Here is a 20,208-nt window from a genome sequence, read left to right on the forward strand (position 1 = left end):
TTATGCTTAATCCTTAGTCAATTAACGTACAAAAAATTTTCAAATGAAAAATATTCTACTTTTTTTCTTAACTCTTTTCAGCATTTCAGTATTCGGTCAGACGAACATGGAAATGCAGATGATTATCTTCCCAAAATATATTGAGGGTGGTGCTGCTCAGGGGCGGGGTGGCATTCCCTATGTTTACAGGGCAAAAATAGCAGGTTTAAAACCAAACCTTACCTATAGGTACAATAATAAAATTGCAGTGGCTACCACGACTTCAGCCAGGGCACTTACTTATGTTTATCTCCTGCCGCCAGAGAACGCAGTGACCGATCCGGCTTTCCCGTCTAAAAATTATTATAGACCTCCGTCGAACACAAGCAGTAATGGTCCTCCGGCGGGGACGCTGATTTCTGATTATGGAGAATTCAAAACAGATGCTACCGGAGCATATGAGGGTTGGTTTATCCAGGAAACAGTTGCTGGTCGCGCAGTGGGTTCTGCAGTATTACTCCGGATAAATTTAAATGATCCTGAAAATACCGCAAACCTTGGTGCAATTGCTACTGTTGTCCATTCTCCTGCTGATCAGCCCCTGATTGTAACATCCATTCAGGGAGATGCAAATGATGGATTAGCTGAAAATTCATATGGTACAGCAATCAGAAGCACGAGCGTCGCTGGCGGTAAAGCAACAAATCTTGTTTTTTTATATGATAATAAAGAAGGTACGGGCCGCCCGGTTTCGGGGACATTCCTTGAGGATGACGGTGTTACAAGTACCAGAGCTGAAGGTGGGACTATAGGTTATGCTCCTTTTTACTTCGATCAGGTGAATGGTGGCGACCGTACCTGGGGATCTATGATCTATAATACAGATGCAAAGGGTATCCGTCGTATCGAACAGCGTAGCCTCGAAACCGGAGAAGTGGTTGGATACAACACTTCGGAAGATGGTTCATGGCCTGATGGTTTACATCAGGGGCAAACAGTTTCTACAGTAAATATAAAACTAGGTTCTGGTACAGACGGGCTGGAGGCGATCGTGATTGATGGTTCGAAAGTAACGTTAGCACCCGTATTATCTTCGCAAACGGTAACTTTTACAAATACCTTCCCTGCGACATTTAAGGTAGGGGATCCTGATTTTACGTTGTCTGCAAGCAGTACAGCAGGTTTAACTGCCTTTCAATACACTGCTGCTCCTGCTGGAATACTTGAAATTACTGGCAGCAATGTAAAAATTGTGGGCGCAGGAACAGCTGTAATTACGGTTACTGAACCGGGAAATGCCAGTACCAGTCCGGGAACAGCTACGAAAAGCATCGCCGTGGAGGGAGCGCCACAGGCGATCAGTGGACTTTTACCTACCTACGCAGCAACGTATGGTGATCCCAATTTAGTGTTGTCCGCTACCGGCGGAGCAAGTGGTAATGCTGTTGTTTATACTTCTGATAATCCGGCAATCGCAGAGATAACTGAAGGTAATCAGGTGGTGTTTAAAAAAGCAGGTACTGTTGTGATCAGGGCTACGCAGGCTGGAAATGCTGTTTATTCTCCTGCACCAGAAGTTACAACCAGCCTCAGCATTGCAAAAGCCAGCCTAGATGTGATCGCTGAAAACAAGACAAAAACACAGGGGGCTCAAAATCCCGTTGCTACTTATGTCTTCGGCCCCTTCAAAGGTAATGACGATGTAAGTGCTGTGACCGGAACTCCCGTGCTAACCATTATGGCAGATGCCAGCACAAGGCCGGGAGTGTACGACATCGCTGTGGATGTCTTTGGAATGACCTCAGAGAAATATACTTTCAATCCTGTCAGGGGAAGCTTAACTATTGTAGCAAAAATCGATCAGATCATCAGCTTTACAAACTTTCCACCTGCGGCAACATATGGTTCCCAGGCTTTGCCTTTTCAGGCGAGTAGTAATTCTCCGAACGAGATTACCTTTGCCACAAGTGATGCCAATTTGGCAACCGTAGAAAAGAATGCACTTGGGGAATGGGCAGTAAGTATTAAAGGTGCGGGTGAAGCTGATATTACAGCATCACAGGCTGAAGATGCCGAATATGCTGCGGGGTCTGCTGTACAGCATATTAGCGTGGCAAGGGCTCCGCTAACAGTGATTGCAGAAGATAAAGCCAAACTTACAGGTGAAGCGGATCCTGCTTTTACGGTGCGTTATGAAGGTTTTGTCAATAATGAAGGTCCGGCCAGCCTCAGTGGTAATCTTTCATTTAACAAGCAGGCTGATGTTGCCAATTTCCTGATCGTTCCTTCGGGACTCAGTGCTGCTAACTATACCATCACCTATGTTAATGGAAAGCTCAGCGAGGGTAACGTCGCTTTTGCAAATTTACATAAGGTTTATGGTGATGCGGATTTTAACCCGGGTGCCAGAAGTTTGTCCGGAATTACGCCTACCTATACCATCGCAGACCCGACTATCGCGATACAAAGTGCTGGTATTGTTCATATCCTGAAAGCAGGCAGCACAACGATTACGGCAAACTTTGGTCCCGGAGAAACGGCGGTAGCACAGCTGACCATTGATCAGAAAATGGTGACTGTTACGCCGGATGCGCAGACAAGAATTTATGCGCAGCAGAATCCTGAATTGACGGTAAGATACGATGGCCTGGTCAATGGGGAATCTGATTTCGTCTTTACCAATAAACCCAATGTATCTACAACTGCTACAGCAGCCTCATCAGTGGCGAAATATGCAATCACTGCATCAGGTGCGACCGCCGCAAATTATCAGTTTACTTACCTGCCTGGTGTATTGACAATCACCCCGGCGGCCTTAATGGTAAAAGCTGAGGACAAAACTAAATTATACGGGCAGGCAAACCCGGAATTCACATTAAGTTATGCGGGACTTGCCGCGCAGGATGACCCTGCAAGCCTGAACCTGCAGACAGCACTGGCAACGACTGCTACGGAGGCTTCGAAGGTTGAGCTATATCCAATTACTGTGACAGGCATAGCAAATACCACCAACTATGCTGTTTCCTATACCAATGGTATACTATCGGTAACGCCAGCCTCACTGAATATTAAAGCAAATGATCTTGAAAGGGCGCAGGGCCAACCCAATCCGGTATTTACCTTTACTTATACTGGTTTTGTAAACGGAGATCTGGCATCCGGGCTGACTACAGCTCCAATAGGCAGTACAACCGCTATACAGAGTTCGGTGAAGGGAGTTTATCCGATAACAGTAACCGGTGCCACATCACCTAACTATGCAATCAACTATACCGATGGGCAGTTATTTGTAAAAGGAGTTCAGACTATTGTCTATAATGACCTGCCAGCTGTAGCTTATGGAGAGGCACCTTTTACCCCTGGAGCTTCTTCAGAAACAGGTTTGCTGCCAACATTCAGTTCAGATAATCTGAACGTCGCCATCATTGAAAATGGAAGAGTAAAAATTATCTCAGCCGGTACTGCCAATATCAGTGCGACTTTTCCGGGGACAAGTGATTTTGTTGCCTTGACAGTGACGAAACCTTTAATTGTCACCAAAAGAACGCTTATTGTCAGGGCAGACAGCAAGTCGAAGACTTATGGTCAGGCTAATCCTGCACTGACTGCTTCATATGAGGGCTTTGTCAACGGCGAAACCGTATCTACAGCACTTTCTGCTCAGGCAATCCTGACTACTGCCGCCACACCTTTATCATCAGCAGGAACCTACCCGATTACAGGTACTGCAGCTTCTGCACAGAATTATAATCTGGTGTATGAAGCAGGTGTACTGACAGTAAATAAAGCGACGCTGACTGTTAGTGCAGATAATAAGTCGAGAGCTTTTGGTCTGGAGAACCCTGTTTTTACCTTTAGGTACAGCGGATTTGTAAATGCAGAAAATGAATCTGTAATTCAGATTGCACCTCTGGCTACTGTTACGGCGGTGACAGATTCTCCGGCGGGTACTTACCCCATTACACTTTCTGGAGGAGCAGATGAGAACTATTCCTTCACCTATATAAATGGTATCTTAAATATAGTTTCCACAACAAGAACACTGGTCATGAATGCCTTGCCGGTAAAATCCGTAGGAGACCCTGATTTTGTACCTGTGGTAACATTGAGCAGCGGCGAAACACCTGTCTTTACAAGTTCCGATGCTGCAGTAGCATCTATTGTAGACAATAAAATCCATGTCATCGCTGCAGGTAATGTGACGATTACTGCTACCGCTCCGGATAATATCAGCTATTCAAGTAAACCAACTGCCAGTCAGCTGTTGGTAGTGAATAAAGTAAATCAGACTATCACCTTTGAAAGTATTCCGGCGCTGAAAACAAATGGTACCTATACACTCAAAGCAACAGCAAGTTCAGGATTGCCGGTAACATTTACTGTTTCTGAACCCTCTCGTCTGACATTAACCAATGGAGAGATCAAAGCTATGCGCATTGGCAGCGTGGAGGTATCTGCAACACAGGCCGGGAATAACCAGTATGCGGCAGCAAAAATCGTAGTCCGCCAGGTGGTCATTACCGATGCTGATGGGGATGTGCTCAAAGTTCATCCTGCATTATCCCTCAATGGAGATGGACTGAATGATTTCCTCACTATTGACGGTATCAAAGATTATCCCCTGAATAAGGTAACGATTATTAACCGGACTGGTATCAAAGTATTTGATATCGAGAATTATGATAATGATCAGAACGTGTTTACGGGTAAGTCTAAGTCTGGAACACTGCTGCCTCAGGGTACATATTTCGCATTGGTGGAATATAATGACGACAGCAAGGTGAAACGTAAAACAGGTTATTTTATTCTTAAATACTAATTCAAATGAAACTATTTAAATCGGCGCTGCTTACTGGTGTTATGCTCATGATCAATATGGTCGGCCGGGCACAGCAGGCCACTTCATATACACAATATTCAGATAACCAGGTTCCTTTTAACTCCACCTATTCACTATTGGATAAAGCCGGGTCCGTCAACATGAACAGCAGAAAACAGTGGGCAGGCATCGAGGGGGCGCCCTATACTTTTCAGTTGAATGGTAGTTTGCCCATTGAAAGCATCAATGGTGCAGGGGGCTTGTCAGTTACTTATGATAAGTTTAATATTGAAAAACTGACGGAAGTTTCTGCATTTTTTGCAAAGGCAGTACAGCTGTCTGAAAGTAATTTCTTTGCAGCTTCATTTAATGCGGGATTCAGAAATTACAGGGCCACCTACTCTGAAGTCGATGGAAATGACCCAAGTTTCAGGGATGATATCCGGGAAACCGTAGGGACTGTAGGATTGGGATTGATGTTATATAGCCCTGAAAAATATTACATTGGTGCTTCCATTCCACGCCTGAGTATCCGTAGTCTGGGCAGTGCATCAGCAGAAGACCGCCGTAACTATAGCAATACCTATTATTTTAGTGGGGCTTATCTGTTTACTTTACATGAGGATGTTAAACTGAAACCGGCAACAATGGTCTCCTACAGCCGTGCCTTTGATACCCAGGCAGACGTTTCTGCAACGGTGTATTTAAAAGACAGATTTGGGATTGGAGCAAACTATAGAACAACGGATGAGATTGCCGGCATATTATCTGTAACCCTGAACAATAATATCAGGATAGGCTACAGTTATCAGACCGGATTTGGAAATGATAATATTGGAAGAGTGAGCAACGGTTCGCATGAAGTGTCAGTAGGCTTCCGTTTCGGCAAAACGAATATCCTGCCAAAGCTGCTATAATATAAGTATAGCGATTAGCTAATGTTGTCATCAGACAGCATTAGCTAATGCTTAATATTCTACCATTTCTTCGTCAATGTAACACCACAACCATCTTTCTCCCGGTTGTGCTGAGGCAATCACGGGATGCTGGGTCTTTCTGAAATGCTTTGTCATATGAGTCTGAGGACTCTGATCACAGCATAAAGTAACTCCACAGGTCTGACATGTACGTAAGTGTACCCAAAGAGAGCCTGTTTTTACACATTCTTCACAGACATTCTCATTACTAAGCTGAACGGAAGTAATTGAACTCAGGTGAGAGCATAGGTTTTGATCACTCATAATTTATCGATTTGTCTTATAAATATACAGCAATAGCATTTGTTTCCAATATAAATTACCACTTAAACGGAACCACTCCGGAATTTTTATTCAACGGTGACATATGGATAAAAACGCGTAAACATATGTTTTTCTTCATTTGACCAGTGAAATTCTGCTGTTATTGAATTGTTTGTAGGATTTTATTGTTGAATTTTGTTTATTTTTTGATTATAATATCAATAAGTAACGGAATTTTGTATTATTTGCGTTGTTTTGTCACTTAAATAGATCAAATTATCAATATTGTGATATTATAAATTTATTTTTAGCTAAATTTATAAGAATAACTCTCAGATATTTTGAAATCTTTAACCAGACGCGATTTTCTCAGTAAAAGCACTATGCTCGCGGGCAGTGCTTATCCTGCAATGCTGGCCTTAGGCTTAATGAAAACAGTACCAGCTCACGCATTTGATCTTGAAAGAAAACCAAACGGAAAAAAGGTAATCATCTTAGGTGCCGGATTAGCCGGAATGACTGCTGCCTATGAGCTCAATAAGTTAGGATATCAGTGCACAGTACTCGAAGCAAGAGAAAGAACAGGAGGTAGATGCTGGAGCATCAGAAATAATTCCAGTCATACAGAAACCGACCGTCCTCCAGTCACTGCCAGATTTGATGAAGGACTTTATTTTAATGCGGGACCATCGCGCATTCCGCATAATCATGAACTTACTCTTCACTATTGTAAAGAACTGGGTGTTCCCATCCAGGTATACAACAACGTGAATGAGAGTGCCTATTTTTTTGCAGAAGGCAAGGGGACTTTGTCCAACAAAAAAGTCCGTAACCGTGAGGTTCACAATGATGTCAGAGGTTATATGGCAGAAATGCTGGCTAAAAGTATGGATCATGGAAATCTGGATGCTCCTTTTACCAAAGAAGATAGTCAGAAGGTTATAGAATACCTGATGGCCGAAGGGGGGCTTGATGCAGATAAGTTGTATAAAGCATCAGCACGCAGGGGTTATATTGAATCGCCTGGAGCAGGCGATAAGCCGGGAAGGATTGCTGATCCACATAAACTAGCAGATATTCTGCATTCGGGCTTAATGGATCCGGATTTTTACAATGTTGCAGAGTATACTCATGAACTGCAGATGACCATGTTTCAGGCAGTTGGCGGCATGGACAGGATCGCCACGGCATTGGAAAAAAAGATTGCCCCCATGATCAAAAAGGGAGCGGAGGTTACCCAAATTCATAATGTAACTGAGGGTGTAAAAATAACCTATAAGGATCAGGCTGGTACTCAGGAAATGCAAGCCGACCTTTGTATCTGCACCATTCCATTACCTGTGTTAAGTAATCTTGATACGAATTTCTCATCTGATGTGAGCAGGGCTATTGATTATATCGCCTATAATCAGACGGGCAAGATCGGGCTGCAGTTTAAACGTCGTTTCTGGGAAGAGGATGAGCATATTTATGGCGGCATCACCCATACCAATAACGAGCTTACCCAAATATTTTATCCTTCAAATGACTATCTGGATAAGAAAGGTATCCTGATAGGATATTATAATTTTAACGAGAAGGCGCAGCAGGTGGCTGAACTCAGTTATGCCGACCGTGAAAAGCTGGCTTTGCAAAAGGGAAGACTTATTCATCCGCAGTACGATCAGGAGTTTGAGCGGTCATTCTCAGTGAGCTGGCATAAAACGAAATACAATATGGGAGGCTGGGCTGTTTACACCAGTGAAACGCGTAAAAATGCTTACCCCGCTTTATCTAAACCTGATGGTCATATTTATTTTGCGGGCGAGCATCTGACCTACCTGAACGCCTGGATGGCCGGAGCATTTGAATCGGCGAGAAGTGTCGTGGCAAGTATTTATGGCCGGATAACAGAGGCACAAATCGCATACCCTACCAAATCAACCAAAGGATAAATTACTTTAAACTCTCAACCATGGCAAACTCAATCAACCGACGCAGCTGGATTAAATCCACAGCTATACTGGCCGGAGGCACGGCCTTTTTCTCAGGAGCAATTACCAAGCTCGCAGCGATGCCCAAAAAGATACAGCAATCGGTTCTGAATGACCGGTTTGCAGATAAAGCTGCCGTACTGAATTCGCCCCCGGTGATGAAGGCCCGATTGTTGGCAAATGAAAATCCATTTGGACCTTCAGCAACAGTAAAAAAAGCTATCCAGCAATCTCTGGATTCCAGCTATCAATACCCATTCATGCACATGAAAGAACTGACAGGTAAGATTGCTGCTTACGAAGGTGTCCAGGAATCAAATCTGCTAATGGATGCAGGCTCATCTCCTATACTGCTTGCCTCAGCAATGTTCTATGGAAAAGGAGGAGCAGAAATTATCACTGCAGATCCATCCTACAACAGCCTGCCTTCGGATGCAGCAGCACTGGGTGCAACATGGGTAAAAGTACCTCTAACGGCAGATTATAAACTGGATCTGGATGCTATGGAAGCAAAAATTACCGCTAAGACGGGACTTGTATATATCTGCAATCCAAATAATCCTACAGGTACAGTTCTGGACACGGAAAAACTAAAAGCTTTTTGCGAGCGCGTCAGCAAGAAAGTTCCCGTATTTGTAGATGAAGCCTATATCGATTACCTGCCTGATCCACAGGCGGCAAGTATGATCAGCCTGGTGAAGGCAGGTCACAATATTATTGTTGCCAGAACATTCTCCAAACTTTATGGCTTTGCCGGCTTGCGCTGCGGATATGTGATTGCACAGCCTGAAGCGGTTAAAGACCTCATGAAATATTCCGTAGGAAATATGAGTATATCTGCACCTACAGTCGCTGCCGCCATAGCGGGCTATCAGGAAAAAGCCTTTTTACAGGATGCATTGAAGAAGACCCTGGCTTCCAAAGAATTTCTTTATACGGTACTCAAGAAGGAAGGATATGATTACATCCCTTCTTCAGCTAATTTCGTTATGTTCCAGATCAGAATGGAGGGTTCCCGTTTTGCTTCAGAAATGTCTAACAGAGGTGTGGGTGTCCGCTTCTGGAAGTTCAACGACAAAGACTGGTGTCGTGTCAGTATTGGCACAATGGAAGAAATGCAGCTCTTTGCCGATGCGTTTAAACAGATATCATAATTCATCAAATCATATGTATAAAAAAATCATTTTTACTTTATTAGTTAGTACAGTATTCTGTACCGCCCGGGCACAGGAAAAAAAGACAAATCCCCGTCCTCTGACAATGGCAGAATATGATATAGCTAAAAACTATACAATTGCCGATCTTGATAAGGATACGTATGTGAAGTTTAATAATGCCTACATTCTGGATCGTTACGAGGCAAGGAAACCATTTTTTATTACTGGTGACGACGGACTGAAAAAACGGATTGATCTTTATAGATTAGTTGCTAAGGAGGGGATGCAGGAAATCGGAATGATGGTTTTCTATACTAATGAAAAGGGGAAGATCTTTAAGGCTTTAGTTCCTGACTATACCGCCGATGGAAAAGTCTGGGAAAAATACTTTCAGGATATTGATAACATCAATAAGGAAGAAAAAAACTTCGTGCTAAAGCTCTCCTATATTTTATCCAGAGAGCTGAGTTTCCAGCAATACAAAGTGTTGAACAATGGTAAAGCTCCATCAGAAGAAGAGGCTACCTATGGAAGTGATATCTGTTTTCCGGGGGATGAAGAAGTGGCAATGGCCGGAGGATTCAAAAAGATGCTGAAAGATGTTAAGGCAGGGGATGAAGTGATTACCGTTGACCCCTTGACGAAGGCTGCATCTGTAGTAAAAGTGAAGGGGCTTAGTACACATGAGGCAAAAAACTATGCATTGACAAGTCTTGTACTGATTGCTACGACGCACCATCAAAGCCCTGCCGGAACAGCTATCCATTTAAGTACAAAAGTTATCCAGGCAACGCCCAATCATCCAATGATGACTCAGGAAGGTAACCGGAAGATGGCGGAACTTGCGGTTGGACAGGAAGTATTGTGTCTGAATGATCTTACCGGCAGGTATGATGCCTATCAGATATGGCAAAAGGACGAACGTGCTGGAGGAAGGCAAAAAGTATACAATATAGTAGCTGACGGAGGAACTACATTTATCATGAATGGGGTGATGGTGATGCAGAAATAATGGCGCGTATGCCCCTTTCATCCAATTATAATTATACCTAACTTAATTGTTGATAAAAATAATCAGCATTACCAGTATACTCAATATTTTTTATGATGTCTGGCCCTGTTAAAAACGTGGCATCAATTTGTAAATCATTCTTTGATTGAGATCGCTAGTATTGAGGGTCAGTTTACTGACCCTCAAAACAGGTGTTGTCCTCCCCCGGAAACGATGATAAACACGATTTGTATGTTTAATGTTAATATATTATACCATTATGATCAATGTTAACGTTATTGTCACACAATAATAGTGTGACTCAACCTATGCAAAATCCCTTTACAGACTATTTAAGATCGATAGCCCATCTTGATGCCGAAAGTATTTCAATGATTGAGGAAAGGACCAGAGAAGTGTTTTTTCCAAAAGGCCATATCATTTCAGCGGCAGGAACTGTCAGCCGTAATGCATATTTTCTGATTGAAGGCGAAGCGAGGTCTTTTTATACTAATTTTTCTGGAAAAACAATTACCTGGACCTTCCACTTCAACCGTCCGGTCAGTAATATTAAAAACCTGCTGATCGTCGATTACAAGAGTTTTCTGAATGGTCAGCCGGCCTCTCTGACAAATGAAACACTTTCTGACATCAGGGCGATTCAAATCCGTAAGTCAGATCTCGACTATACACTGGAACACTCCCTGCTATGTGAACGTGCGATGAGAAAAGTTAGTGATCAATCTTTTATTGTAGCGTATGACCGCGCGTTTACGTTACTCACTATGTCTGCTACGGAACGTTATCAGAAGATGCTGCAAGAAGAACCTCATTTGTTGGAGATGTTTTCTAACCAGTATATTGCTTCTTATCTAGGGATAACTCCGCAATCGATGAGTAGAATCAGGAGAAACTATATCTCGTAGAAATATTAAAAAGTATGTTATAGACAATATTTATTACCAAATGTTCATCTTATTCCGGAAGCAATTTCGGAAATTTGAAATACACTGTGGCACCCAGATTCATAAAAAACAAAACATAGCTATGCTTCCATTCCTTGATTTTTTTGGAAAACCAAAAGTAAACCTTACAAGCAGTATCAGGAAATCTTACCATTGGCGTATCAAACAATTAGATCATCTTGAACGAATGCTTCTGGAGAACAAGAATGCTTTGTGTGATGCCATAAGAAAAGATTCTCAGGTGCCTGCCTCAGAAGCTGTCTGTGAAATCAGTGCTCCGCTTGCGATCATTGAGTTCACCCGCTCACAGCTCAGGGAATGGGTAGCGCCGTCAGAAGTGAAAGCTGATTGTCCCTGTGAGCTTTATGATTTGTCCCTGAGAGACACCTCTGATAGCTCATTGATCCTGTTACTCAATCCCGCGATTACTGCCATATCAGCTGGCAACACCGTTGTGTTTAAGGCTGATCTGGAGACTCCCGCTACTAACGCTATACTTGATGATCTGCTTCCTCTGTATTTTGAACCTGCAGATGTAGCTATTATACAAATTGCTAAAACCTTTTAAATGGTCAATAAAGTAGTTTTAACAGTCTGAATGGGCTTTCAGAGATTTAATTTGGGCTTCTGCCCAAAATATATTATTATTACTTGATGCGTAATTCACTCACTTTTCTTGCTCTGATCATATTATTCGGGGCGCCTGTTTATGCCCAAACCCAACATCAGAATAGTGGCTGGCTGTTCTTACTTAATAATACTAAAATCACAGATAAATGGGGTGCTTATCTGGATGTACAGGTAAGGTCTGCCGATGACTGGGCCAATGTCAGAAATTTTCTATTCAGGCCCGGGATCACGTATTATGCTAATGGAAAAAATGAATTGACTCTGGGTTATTTGTTAAATCAAACATTTACCCATATGGATGGAGCTGCAGATAATGTACTGACGGAACATAGAATCTGGGAGCAATATGTTTATAAACACAAAGCCGCAACTACTATTATTGCTCAGCACCGTTTCCGCCTTGAACAGAGATTTATAGAGCGGGCAGGTAGCGATCAGCTTTTTGCACAGCGCTTCCGTTATTTCGCAAGGTTTATTATCCCCCTGAAGAAAGGTGCTAAAAACTTTGAGGAAGGACTTTTTGTAGCTTTACAGAATGAACTTTTCTTCAATGTTCAGCATAAGAATGAGCTGAACGGCAGTTTATTTGATCAGAACAGGGCATATGCTGCTGCCGGTTATCGTTTGAACAAAAACTTTGATATTGAGGCTGGCTATCTTAACCAGTCAATAAAAGGGCTGAACAACAATACCAGTAATAATGTTGTTCAGCTCGCTTTATATACTAAATTCTAAGCTTCAAGCCATTTGCGGGCATTTACGAATGCCGCAATCCATGGTGTAACTTCGTCATTGCGATCTTCAGGATAATTTGCCCAGTTCCACTGGAAGATTGATCGTTCAATGTGTGGCATAATCACCAGGTGTCTTCCGGTAGTATCGCACATCATCGCAGTATTGTAATCTGATCCATTTGGATTTGCAGGGTAACTTTCATATCCATATTTACCGACAATCTGATATTGATCTTCTGCATAAGGTAAACTGAATTTTCCTTCGCCATGTGAAATCCAAACCCCCAGTGTAGTACCTGCAAGCTCTGAGAGCATCACAGAATTATTTTCCTGGATAGTTACAGAAGTGAACCCACTCTCATGTTTATGGCTGTCATTGTGCAGCATCTTCGGTTTTTCTTCATGGTCCTTATTGATAAGTCCTAGCTCTACAAATAACTGGCAACCGTTACAGATACCGATAGATAAGGTGTCTTCACGTTTAAAGAAGTTCTCCAGGGTCAATTTGGCCTTTTCATTGTAAAGGAAGGCTCCGGCCCAACCTTTGGCAGATCCTAAAACATCGGAATTGGAGAATCCTCCAACAGCACCGATGAACTGGATATCTTCCAGCGTTTCCCTGCCTGAGATCAGATCTGTCATGTGTACATCTTTCACATCAAAACCCGCAAGATACATCGCATTGGCAAGTTCCCTTTCAGAGTTACTTCCCTTCTCGCGGATTACCGCGGCTTTTGGTCTTGGTTTTGAAGGATCAATTACTGGTTTTTTTCCGTCAAAAGATAGAGGGAAAGTATATTCCAGTATGTGATTTTTATAGTTATCATAACGTTCCTTCGCTTTTACAGCTCCGCTTTGTTTCTGATCCAGCAGGTATGACGTCCTGGCCCATACATCACGCAGATGATCGATATCAAAGCTCAGGCTGCCTGCATTGTCTTTCAGTTCCAGAGTAGCTGTATCAGTAACCGTCCCTATCTTGTGGAACGGTACCTGATTAGCTGCAAAAATTTCTTCAGCAGATGCATCGGCCTGGAACACAATTCCGATATTCTCGGCAAATAGTTTTGCGATCGTATCCTGATCACCCAATGCACTGAGGTCAATTGAAGCTCCCAGGTTGCGGTCGGCAAAACAAAGTTCCAGCAGGGTCGTAATTAAACCTCCACTGCCAATATCATGACCGGCTTGTATTTTACCGGCTTTAATCAGTTCCTGTATTGTATTAAATGTGGTTTTGAACTGTGCAGCATTAACAACATCAGGGGTTTCTTCACCAATCTTATTCAGGATCTGTGCAAATGAAGATCCGCCTAATTTATAAGTGTCGCCTGATAAGTTGATATAATAGATAGCTCCGCCTGATTTTTTCAGGACAGGCTCAATTACACCTGTGATATCGTCGCAATGACCAGCGGCAGAAATAATAACAGTTCCCGGAGAGATTACCTCTTCGTTTTTATATTTCTGTTTCATGGACAGTGAATCTTTACCTGTCGGTATATTGATTCCCAGGCTGATAGCAAATTCTGAACAGGCCTTTACTGCCGCATATAAACGGGCATCTTCACCTTCATTTTTGCAGGCCCACATCCAGTTGGCAGAAAGAGATACACTCTCCAAACTATCTTTCAAAGGCGCCCAAACCAGGTTAGATAAAGATTCAGCAATAGCATTACGGCTTCCTGCTGCAGGATCAATCAATGCCGACAGCGGAGCATGGCCAATGGAAGTAGCAATACCATCTTTTCCCTGGAAGTCAAGTGCCATTACACCACAGTTATTTAAGGGTAGTTGCAGCGGACCAGCACATTGCTGTTTGGCCACGCGTCCACCCACACAGCGGTCAACCTTATTCGTTAACCAGTCTTTGCTTCCTACAGCTTCCAGCTGCAGCAGCTGTTCCAGGTAAGCATCAATCTTTGCCAGTTCATAAGTCACTGGCGCATATTTTCTTTCTATGGTTTTATCCTGCATGATCACCTTAGGTGAACTGCCAAACATATCGTCCATTTTAAGGTCCATCGGTTTGGCTCCGGTCGTGGCAGATTCAAAAGTAAATCGGTGATCACCGGTCACTTCACCAACCGTATACATTGGGGCACGCTCACGGTCTGCAATTTTCTGTAAGGTATCAAGGTGTTCTTTGCCAATCACCAGACCCATGCGCTCCTGAGATTCGTTTCCGATAATCTCTTTGGCAGAAAGGGTAGGGTCACCTACAGGCAGTTTATCAAGATCTATCTTGCCACCGGTTTCTTCAACCAATTCAGAAAGACAATTCAAGTGACCACCTGCACCGTGATCATGGATGGAAACGATCGTGTTGTTATCACTTTCCACCATTCCGCGGACAGCGTTGGCAACACGTTTTTGCATTTCGGGATTTGAACGCTGAATGGCATTCAGTTCGATCCCCGAACCCATTGCCCCGGTATCTGCAGAAGAAACTGCGGCACCGCCCATTCCGATTCTATAATTTTCTCCGCCAAGAACAACAATTTTGTCATCCACAGCAGGTGTCGCTTTTTTTGCCTGGTCAGCCTTGCCATATCCTATACCGCCGGCCTGCATGATGACCTTGTCGAAACCCAGTTTCCTGGCATCTTCTTCATGCTCGAAAGTAAGCAATGAACCTGTAATCAGCGGCTGCCCAAATTTATTACCAAAATCAGAAGCCCCATTCGAAGCTTTGATGAGGATATCCATAGGCGTCTGGTATAACCATTTCCTTTCGGTCATCGCTTGTTCCCATGGACGGTTTTCTTCCAGCCTTGAGAATGAAGTCATGTATACTGCTGTCCCCGCTAATGGCAGGGAACCCTGACCACCCGCAAGCCTGTCGCGAATTTCCCCGCCTGATCCTGTAGCAGCACCGTTGAAAGGTTCTACTGTGGTAGGGAAATTATGTGTTTCTGCTTTCAGTGAAATAACAGATTCAAAGTCTTTAATCTCGTAATATTCTGGTACATCAGCACGTTTCGGTGCAAACTGCTGTACCGTTGGACCTTTTACAAAGGCTACATTATCTTTATAGGCAGAAACAATCCCGTTAGGATTAGCTTCAGAAGTTTTACGGATCATCTTAAACAGTGATACCGGCTGTTCTTCACCATCAATTACGAAAGTACCATTGAAAATTTTGTGGCGGCAATGCTCAGAATTGACCTGCGAAAAGCCGAAGACTTCAGAATCTGTCAGTTTTCTGTCCAGTTTTACTGCAAGGTCATTTAAATAATCGATTTCCACATCACTAAGTGAAAGCCCTTCCTCCTGGTTGTAGGCGGCGATGTCAGCAATCTCAAGAATATGCTCAGGCTGAATGCTGATCGTGTATAAGTCCTGGTTCAGCTCCGTGTATTTCTGCGAGAGCATCGGATCGAAATCGTTATCATCTGCATCTACTTTTGTAAACTCCTCAATCCTTACGATGCCATGGATGTCCATATTTTGAGTGATCTCCACTGCATTGGTACTCCAGGGAGTAATCATTGCAGCACGGGGGCCGGTGAAAAAGTCTGTCAGAACAGATTCTTTGTTCAACTGGGCACCGCCGAAAAGCCAGCTTAATTTTGAAATATCAGACGAGGTGAGGGTTCGTTCTATTTGTACAGCAAAAACAGTATTGCTCTCGTTGGAGAAGAAATAAATCATGATTTTATTTTATGCCGCAAAGGTAAGTTAAAATTACGAATGCCCCAACTCTTCTATATCGTTGCTGTCCTGCTCTTCATCAGTATCTTTCTCAATAATTAACGTACCTGAAGTGGGCACCGGGCGATTTGAGCCGGTACCAGTAGTATCAGGCAGATCTTCTGAACTACCATCCTGTACCAGTTTATCCAGTTGTGATGTCGGATTTACGTCTTCCTGATTGTGCAGTTTATCTGAATTTTTCTCTTCCATAATCTTCGTTTTTTAAAATAAACAGCCCAGTGACTGTTCTGTTTCAAAAAAATGGCAGGGGATAACGTATGGAGGTGCCGCAAGACTACTTTTTGACAGTGATCGTCCTGCCTGTAACTAAATGAAATGTATATATCTTATGGAATCCGTCGTCAGTAGTTTCGATGCTTTCCACCAAACCTGTCTTACTAAATGTATCAGTAACCATGCTGCCTTCTTTAACATCATCTAGTATACTGCCTGGAGTTTCGCTATTTAATCTGATCATAATATGGATGCTTAAAGCATAGTTATAAAGGTAAGAAATTGTGAACAACCTGGGCAAAACTAAAAGGTCGATTTTGCGTTTTCCCCAAAAAATTATGGCTAACTATCTACTTTATTTCATTACAAAATTTAGTCAAATGCCATAGTGTTCAGCAAGTTGTTTTGAAAGACATTACAGTCATTAACGTTATTGACAATGACTGGGGGCAATAGTTAACAACATGTGTTGATAACCCCGACTTATCCACATTAAATTCCTCAAAAAATTTATATATCATTTATTTTTAGTGAGTTATGTCTAAGTATAAGTTTCTCTTTTTTTGTTTACTATTTTCTAGATCTTCGCAATCCCCAAAAGGGAAGGAAGAATTTTTTAGACGATAATCAACAATATAATTATGCAGAATACTTGTACTACAGTGTGGAATAACTCACTCCAAACTATCAAAGCGAACATTCCGAATCAGAGTTACAGAACCTGGTTTGAACCGATCTCTGCTTTGAAGCTGGAAGGAAATGTTTTGACTGTACAAGTGCCAAGCTTATTTTTTTATGAGTGGCTGGAAGAACACTATGTTGGTCTTTTGCGCAAAACTGTAAAACAGCAGTTAGGAGAAGACGGACGTTTGGAATATAACATTGTAGTTGATAACAAATCATCCAACAGTGGTTCTCCCTATACTGCCAAGATGCCATCGGCAGGTAACACTGCATCACCAAATCCTCAATCTCCGGCGGTACCAACTGCTGCAGCGGCGGGCAAAGACATCAGAAATCCTTTTGTCATTCCCGGTGCAAAAAGAATGAACGTTGACCCTCAGCTGAATTTCAATTACACTCTGGAAAACTATGTAGAGGGAGATTGCAACCGTCTGGCACGTTCTGCAGGATTTGCTGTGGCAGCCAAACCGGGAGCAACATCATTCAATCCGCTGATGATCTATGGAGCTGTAGGATTGGGTAAAACCCATTTGGCACAAGCTATTGGCAACGAAATTAAGCGTACTCATCCTGAAAAGCTTGTGATTTTTGTATCATGCGAGAAATTCTGCCAGCAGTTTGTAGAGTCATTGAAAAACAATACCATCAATGATTTTGTAAACTTCTATCAGGCAATGGATGTAATTATCATGGATGATGTCCACAATTTCGCTGGAAAAGAAAAAACGCAGGATATCTTTTTCCATATATTCAACCATCTGCACCAGTCGGGCAAACAGATCATCATCACTTCAGATAAGGCACCAAAAGACCTTTCAGGTTTAGAAGAAAGATTACTAAGCCGTTTTAAATGGGGCTTGTCTGCGGATCTTCAGATCCCTGATCTGGAAACCCGTATTGCAATCCTGAAAAAGAAAATGTTTGCTGATGGTATTGATCTGGCATCAGATGTAGTGGAGTACGTAGCACATAATATTGACAATAATGTACGTGAGCTGGAAGGGGCAATGGTATCCCTGCTTGCCCAGTCGACACTAAATAAAAAAGATATTGATCTGCCCCTGGCAAAGTCGATGTTAAAAAACTTCATTAAAAATACCTCCAAAGAAGTTTCCATGGATTTCATCCAGAAGCTTGTGTGCGAGTACTTTGAAGTGCCGGTAAATCTGGTGAACTCACCAACGCGTAAACGTGAAGTGGTACAGGCGAGACAAATCTCGATGTACCTCTCCAAAAGTATGACCAAGTCATCGCTGAAAAGCATTGGGGCATATCACGGTGGACGTGATCACTCTACAGTGATTTATGCCTGCCAGACAGTAGATGACCTGATGGGTACTGATAAAAAATTCAAAGGGTACGTAAATGATATCCAGAAGAAACTACAAATGAACTAATCATTTAATAGGTCAGGTTCAGATAATTTACATGAACATTTTCAATCATATACAGGTAGAAGACACTAAGTATATGATTGACTTCATTTTCAATTTCTGTTTTAAGATCATGGTTATAAAGATCGATCTGTAAAATGGGAACATTATCTTTGAATTTCATATACAGTCTGTAGGGCATAATCCTGCCTTTCAGGGTTATCGTTTGTTCTGAGACAGACTCGATCAGCACAGGACAGATGAGCGCAATTTTGTTGGCCAGGGCATTTAAATCAATCGTATTCATGGCGGTAGATTTTAATAATGAATAATGTCTGTACCAATATCTTTTTATGGACAAATGTTTGATGACTCAAAAAGTTGAACAAATTGAACGATGTCTGTTTTAACTTATTATTTTAAAAAGAGACCATGAAAGAACATGAGAATAAGTTTCTTTACGGAATTGATTTTGGCACTACTAACTCTGCACTGTCAATTTACGACGACGAAAAAAAAGAAATCATCAGCACCATTACGGTTCCTTCCCTTATTTACTTTCAGTACGAACAAGGAGGCGCGGACTCCCTTGGTTATGTGATCGGTGAACACGCAGTAACCTCTTATCTTAAAGAGGGAATGAGAGGTCGTTTTATCAAATCTATCAAACAGATCCTCTCCAGAAGCAGTTTTATCGAAACAAGTATCCATAATAAAAGATATACGGCTTCTGATCTCGTTACGCTCATTCTCAAAGACCTAAAGGCAAAAGCAGATGAGATTATTGGATATGATTGCAAAAAAGCTATCATTGGCAGGCCAGTATTTTTTGACGATGATAGCACGGCGAAAGATACCCTTGCGCAAACACGGCTGAGCAAGGCTGCTGAAAATGCAGGTTTCTCGGAAGTACGTTTCCAATTTGAACCCATCGGTGCCGCTTTTGCCTATGAAAGAACGATCAGTAAAAAGGAAAAGGTGCTGGTAGCCGATCTTGGTGGAGGTACCACAGACTTTACCTATCTGACATTGGATCCCGAAAAGGCGGGGAACAAAGACAGAAAAGGTGATATGATTGCCAGCGGTGGTATCTACATCGGCGGTGATAGCTTTGATTCGGCATTTATGTGGGATAGGGGAACACCGCATTTCGGCAAAAATACCCTTTATGAAGCCACACCAGGCAAGGTGCTGACCGTCCCAATTTCTCTGTTTGCCAATATCTGTACATGGGACCAGATGAACTTTTTTAATAGCCTCCGGATTAAAAGAGATATGGAAGACTATTATCATTATTCCAAAAAAGATAAGAAATTCAAAAACTTGCTCACACTTATTGATCATAACCTGGGTTATTCTGTTTTCCAGTCTATCGAAAAGACTAAAATTGAACTTTCCGAACAGGAAAAATCACAGTTTTCCTATTCCAATATGGAAATAGAGATTGATGAAGAGATTTCTATTGCACAATATGAAGCGATCATTGAAAAGGATATCAGGAAGATTAGTATTTATTTGGATGAATTTATGGTGAAGAATCATATCAAAGCAGAAGATATTGACAGTCTGTTTCTCACCGGCGGAACCTCGTTGGTTGCTTCGGTACAAAATCTTTTCCGTACCAGGTTTCCCCATGTTCCTGTAAATTCCGGGGATAACTTCACAAGCGTTGCCAGGGGGCTTGCCTTAAGTGGCTATTTGTTCGCAAATGAGTAATTATGTTGTATTTTTA

At 42.4% G+C, this 20,208-nt stretch carries 15 protein-coding genes; 10 read left to right on the top strand and 5 right to left on the bottom strand.

What is annotated here, in order from left to right; genetic code table 11:
* Positions 1–43: 43 nt before the first annotated feature.
* Both OQY15_RS20255 and OQY15_RS20260 read left to right on the top strand, forming a co-directional pair.
* Positions 44–4,798 carry an MBG domain-containing protein gene (locus tag OQY15_RS20255; RefSeq protein WP_265793791.1) on the top strand — a complete coding sequence of 1,585 codons (4,755 nt, stop codon included), beginning with the start codon at positions 44–46 and terminating at the stop codon, positions 4,796–4,798.
* Positions 4,799–4,803: 5 nt separating this feature from the next.
* Entirely contained in the window at positions 4,804–5,715 is a 912-nt protein-coding gene (locus OQY15_RS20260; protein ID WP_265793792.1) for a PorP/SprF family type IX secretion system membrane protein, read from the top strand.
* A 51-nt stretch (positions 5,716–5,766) separates the two neighbouring features.
* Here OQY15_RS20260 and OQY15_RS20265 read toward each other — a convergent pair whose 3' ends face one another.
* A complete protein-coding gene (locus OQY15_RS20265; protein WP_265793793.1) occupies positions 5,767–6,039 on the bottom strand; it encodes a UBP-type zinc finger domain-containing protein in 273 nt (90 codons plus the stop codon).
* 341 nt (positions 6,040–6,380) lie between these two features.
* On the opposite strand from OQY15_RS20265, the gene OQY15_RS20270 reads away from it, so the two are divergent.
* The 6 genes from OQY15_RS20270 to OQY15_RS20295 all read left to right on the top strand — a co-directional run bounded on the left by OQY15_RS20270 (position 6,381) and on the right by OQY15_RS20295 (position 12,490).
* Positions 6,381–7,973 (top strand): FAD-dependent oxidoreductase, encoded by a 1,593-nt coding sequence (locus OQY15_RS20270; protein WP_265793795.1) that lies wholly within the window; start codon positions 6,381–6,383, stop codon positions 7,971–7,973.
* Between the two features lie 20 nt (positions 7,974–7,993).
* Complete coding sequence (locus OQY15_RS20275) at positions 7,994–9,166, top strand: histidinol-phosphate transaminase (RefSeq protein WP_265793797.1); 1,173 nt, start codon at positions 7,994–7,996, stop codon at positions 9,164–9,166.
* Positions 9,167–9,272: 106 nt separating this feature from the next.
* Positions 9,273–10,181 carry a Hint domain-containing protein gene (locus OQY15_RS20280; RefSeq protein WP_265793799.1) on the top strand — a complete coding sequence of 303 codons (909 nt, stop codon included), beginning with the start codon at positions 9,273–9,275 and terminating at the stop codon, positions 10,179–10,181.
* Between the two features lie 308 nt (positions 10,182–10,489).
* Positions 10,490–11,086, top strand: a complete 597-nt coding sequence (locus OQY15_RS20285; protein WP_265793801.1) for a Crp/Fnr family transcriptional regulator — start codon at positions 10,490–10,492, stop codon at positions 11,084–11,086.
* Between the two features lie 121 nt (positions 11,087–11,207).
* Positions 11,208–11,693 (top strand): hypothetical protein, encoded by a 486-nt coding sequence (locus tag OQY15_RS20290; RefSeq protein WP_265793802.1) that lies wholly within the window; start codon positions 11,208–11,210, stop codon positions 11,691–11,693.
* 86 nt (positions 11,694–11,779) lie between these two features.
* Positions 11,780–12,490 (top strand): DUF2490 domain-containing protein, encoded by a 711-nt coding sequence (locus OQY15_RS20295; protein WP_265793804.1) that lies wholly within the window; start codon positions 11,780–11,782, stop codon positions 12,488–12,490.
* On the opposite strand, the gene purL is transcribed toward OQY15_RS20295, so the two are convergent.
* The 3 genes from purL to OQY15_RS20310 form a co-directional block, all read right to left on the bottom strand.
* The gene (purL, locus tag OQY15_RS20300) at positions 12,487–16,143 is read right to left on the bottom strand and encodes a phosphoribosylformylglycinamidine synthase (protein WP_265793806.1); all 3,657 of its coding nucleotides are present in this window, start codon (positions 16,141–16,143) and stop codon (positions 12,487–12,489) included. The two genes, OQY15_RS20295 and purL, sit on opposite strands and share 4 nt — an antisense overlap.
* Positions 16,144–16,176: 33 nt before the next feature.
* Positions 16,177–16,395: a hypothetical protein gene (locus OQY15_RS20305; RefSeq protein ID WP_265793807.1), complete on the bottom strand. Its 219-nt coding sequence runs from the start codon at positions 16,393–16,395 to the stop codon at positions 16,177–16,179.
* Positions 16,396–16,480: 85 nt separating this feature from the next.
* Positions 16,481–16,663 carry a hypothetical protein gene (locus OQY15_RS20310; RefSeq protein ID WP_265793809.1) on the bottom strand — a complete coding sequence of 61 codons (183 nt, stop codon included), beginning with the start codon at positions 16,661–16,663 and terminating at the stop codon, positions 16,481–16,483.
* A 397-nt stretch (positions 16,664–17,060) separates the two neighbouring features.
* Here OQY15_RS20310 and dnaA point away from each other — a divergent pair, with 397 nt between their 5' ends.
* Positions 17,061–18,500, top strand: coding sequence for a chromosomal replication initiator protein DnaA (gene dnaA, locus OQY15_RS20315; protein ID WP_265793810.1), 1,440 nt, complete (start codon positions 17,061–17,063; stop codon positions 18,498–18,500).
* A 4-nt stretch (positions 18,501–18,504) separates the two neighbouring features.
* Here dnaA and OQY15_RS20320 read toward each other — a convergent pair whose 3' ends face one another.
* Entirely contained in the window at positions 18,505–18,783 is a 279-nt protein-coding gene (locus tag OQY15_RS20320) for a hypothetical protein (protein ID WP_265793811.1), read from the bottom strand.
* 125 nt (positions 18,784–18,908) lie between these two features.
* On the opposite strand from OQY15_RS20320, the gene OQY15_RS20325 reads away from it, so the two are divergent.
* Entirely contained in the window at positions 18,909–20,192 is a 1,284-nt protein-coding gene (locus OQY15_RS20325) for an Hsp70 family protein (RefSeq protein ID WP_265793813.1), read from the top strand.
* The last annotated feature ends 16 nt before the right edge of the window (positions 20,193–20,208 follow it).

Source organism: Pedobacter sp. MC2016-15 (genome assembly GCF_026239695.1).
In the GTDB taxonomy this organism is placed as follows: domain Bacteria; phylum Bacteroidota; class Bacteroidia; order Sphingobacteriales; family Sphingobacteriaceae; genus Pedobacter.

Excerpts from the sequence above, each read along its gene's own strand:
- OQY15_RS20310 (WP_265793809.1), bottom strand. The coding sequence starts at position 16,663 with ATGATCAGATTAAATAGCGAAACTCCAGGCAGTATACTAGATGATGTT.
- OQY15_RS20305 (WP_265793807.1), bottom strand. The coding sequence starts at position 16,395 with ATGGAAGAGAAAAATTCAGATAAACTGCACAATCAGGAAGACGTAAAT.
- dnaA (WP_265793810.1), top strand. The coding sequence starts at position 17,061 with ATGCAGAATACTTGTACTACAGTGTGGAATAACTCACTCCAAACTATC.
- OQY15_RS20295 (WP_265793804.1), top strand. The coding sequence starts at position 11,780 with ATGCGTAATTCACTCACTTTTCTTGCTCTGATCATATTATTCGGGGCG.
- OQY15_RS20285 (WP_265793801.1), top strand. The coding sequence starts at position 10,490 with ATGCAAAATCCCTTTACAGACTATTTAAGATCGATAGCCCATCTTGAT.
- OQY15_RS20320 (WP_265793811.1), bottom strand. The coding sequence starts at position 18,783 with ATGAATACGATTGATTTAAATGCCCTGGCCAACAAAATTGCGCTCATC.
- OQY15_RS20280 (WP_265793799.1), top strand. The coding sequence starts at position 9,273 with ATGGCAGAATATGATATAGCTAAAAACTATACAATTGCCGATCTTGAT.
- OQY15_RS20255 (WP_265793791.1), top strand. The coding sequence starts at position 44 with ATGAAAAATATTCTACTTTTTTTCTTAACTCTTTTCAGCATTTCAGTA.
- OQY15_RS20265 (WP_265793793.1), bottom strand. The coding sequence starts at position 6,039 with ATGAGTGATCAAAACCTATGCTCTCACCTGAGTTCAATTACTTCCGTT.
- OQY15_RS20260 (WP_265793792.1), top strand. The coding sequence starts at position 4,804 with ATGAAACTATTTAAATCGGCGCTGCTTACTGGTGTTATGCTCATGATC.
- OQY15_RS20290 (WP_265793802.1), top strand. The coding sequence starts at position 11,208 with ATGCTTCCATTCCTTGATTTTTTTGGAAAACCAAAAGTAAACCTTACA.
- OQY15_RS20325 (WP_265793813.1), top strand. The coding sequence starts at position 18,909 with ATGAAAGAACATGAGAATAAGTTTCTTTACGGAATTGATTTTGGCACT.
- purL (WP_265793806.1), bottom strand. The coding sequence starts at position 16,143 with ATGATTTATTTCTTCTCCAACGAGAGCAATACTGTTTTTGCTGTACAA.
- OQY15_RS20275 (WP_265793797.1), top strand. The coding sequence starts at position 7,994 with ATGGCAAACTCAATCAACCGACGCAGCTGGATTAAATCCACAGCTATA.